The sequence below is a fragment of the Ruixingdingia sedimenti genome, assembly GCF_031432425.1.
GTDB classification, from domain to species: Bacteria; Pseudomonadota; Alphaproteobacteria; order Rhodobacterales; family Rhodobacteraceae; genus Ruixingdingia; species Ruixingdingia sedimenti.
Genome location: NZ_JAVKPH010000093.1, coordinates 1 through 2054, shown reverse-complemented (window position 1 = coordinate 2054; position 2054 = coordinate 1). Strand labels below are relative to the sequence as shown.

The 2054-nt window shown below is 64.4% G+C and carries 2 protein-coding genes; both read left to right on the top strand.

The annotated features are described in order from the left end of the window. On the top strand, nt 1–379 hold a 379-nt coding region (locus RGD00_RS23155; RefSeq protein ID WP_310459594.1), incomplete at its 5' end, for a hypothetical protein. Between the two features lie 297 nt (nt 380–676). Further along, on the top strand, nt 677–1963 hold the full coding sequence (locus RGD00_RS23150) for a tyrosine-type recombinase/integrase (RefSeq protein WP_310459593.1): 1287 nt from the start codon (nt 677–679) through the stop codon (nt 1961–1963). The last annotated feature ends 91 nt before the right edge of the window (nt 1964–2054 follow it).

The window sequence follows — 2054 nt, the reverse complement described above, 5'->3', positions numbered from 1 at the left end:
GGTCTGCTCATGCCACCCAGCTACCATGCTGGATTCACGAGATGAATCCCTCACAGGATTTGTGCAACAGAGCCCCGATGCCGACGAAACGCATTTCTTCGGGGTCCAGTCCAAGGCGCTGAGCAAGCGGCACGCCGTGCCCTTGGGCACCGACCTTCACAGTCTGCGGTCTGATTGGTGGATCATTACCGTCCATGCGAACAGCGATACCCCTGCCTGCTATGTTCTGCGGCTTGAGGATGTTCGTGCCCTTGCGACCCAGGACCGGAATGGCGGTCGCTGGTGGCTTGAACCGAGGGCATATGACCGGGACGAGTTTCGTGAGGCATGGCACCGGCTGGTGCTGGACCCGCCGCAGTCGGTGCCTGCGGGCGGCTAGTTGCGCGCTAGTTCGCGCGCCGCAACGCAAAATCGCACCCCGAGAGGTGCTGTGTAACGCGCTGTTTTTACAGGATTTTTTGGTTGCGGGGGCAGGATTTGAACCTGCGGCCTTCAGGTTATGAGCCAGATTACCCACAACATCTAGACCCTTGATTGTTGACGCGTTTTCCGGCCTAGTCTCCTAGACAGCTGTTTTATTGTGGCTATTGGGCGCGACCGCCTGTTACTCGCCGCCAGCGAACGACAAAAACAGCCATATGATGTGTTGACACAGTGTTGACACGGGGAGGCTGGAATGAGCGAGAAACTGACCGAAGCCGCCGCCCGCAAGGCCCTGCCGCCGGTGCGCGGACAGACCATGATGTGGGACGCGGAGGTGAAGGGGTTCGCCCTGCGCATCACGCCGGGCGGGGCCAAGTCCTTCATCCTCGACTACCGCGCCGAGGGGCGGCAGCGCCGGATCACCATCGGCGCCTGGCCCGACTGGACCGTGGCCGCCGCGCGCCAGACCGCGAAGGACATGAAGCGCGAGGTCGATCTCGGCTTCGACCCGATGGGCGAGCGGCAGGCGCAGCGCGAGGCTCCGACGGTGCAGGAGATGTGGGAACGCTATGCGCGCGAGCACCTGCCCAAGAAAGCCGAGCGCAGTCAGGCCGACGAGCGGATGATGTGGGAGAAGATCATCCTGCCCCGCTTCGGCAAGATGAAGGTCGCGCAGATCACCCATGACGATGTCGATGCGCTCCACCGCGACATCACCGAGATCCGCGGCACGCCCGTCCGCGCCAACCGCACGGTCGAGGTGCTGCGCAAGGCGTTCAACCTCGCGATCCGCTGGAAATGGCGCGACGACAATCCTGCCTCGGGCGTGCGCCGCAATCAGGAGGAAAAGCGGAACCGCTATCTGAACCGCACCGAGATCGCCGCGCTGGCGCAGGCGCTGAACGAGCATTCCGAGCCCATGTCCGCGAACGCGATCAAGCTGCTGATGCTCACCGGCGCGCGGCGCGGCGAGGTGCTGGGCGCGACATGGGAGATGTTCGACCTCGAGAACGGCGTCTGGACCAAGCCCTCGGCCCACACCAAGCAGCGCAAGCTGCATCGCGTTCCGCTCTCGGGCCCGGCGGTGCAGCTGCTGGTCGAGATGAAGGCCGCCGCCAAGGCGAAGGCCGAGGGGACACCAATCAGCCCCTACGTTTTCCCCGGCCCGACCGGCAAGCCGCTCACCGAGATCAAGCGCACATGGGTCTCGGTCTGCCGCAGGGCGGGGCTCGGCGCGGAGGTGTCGGTGCTGGACGCGAGGGGCAAGCCGGTCCTCGACCGCAAGGGCGAGCCCAAGACCGAGTTCCAGCCGAATGTCCGGATCCACGACATCCGCCATTCCTTCGCCAGCATCCTCGTGTCGGCGGGCGCGTCGCTCCCCTTGATCGGCCAGATGCTCGGCCATACGCAGGTTCAGACCACCCAGCGATACGCCCATCTGTTCGACGATCCGCTGCGCAAGGCCGCCGAGACGGTGGGCGCCTTCGTGTTGCAGCGCTCGCCAGAGGAGTTCAGCGCAAATGAGGCAGAGCAGAAATGACCGATCAGAAGCCCTTGTCTTATGACTTCCCCCGGCTCCTGAGGCAAAAGGGAGCCACTGCCCGCCACGCCATTTATGGCGGGCAATGGCG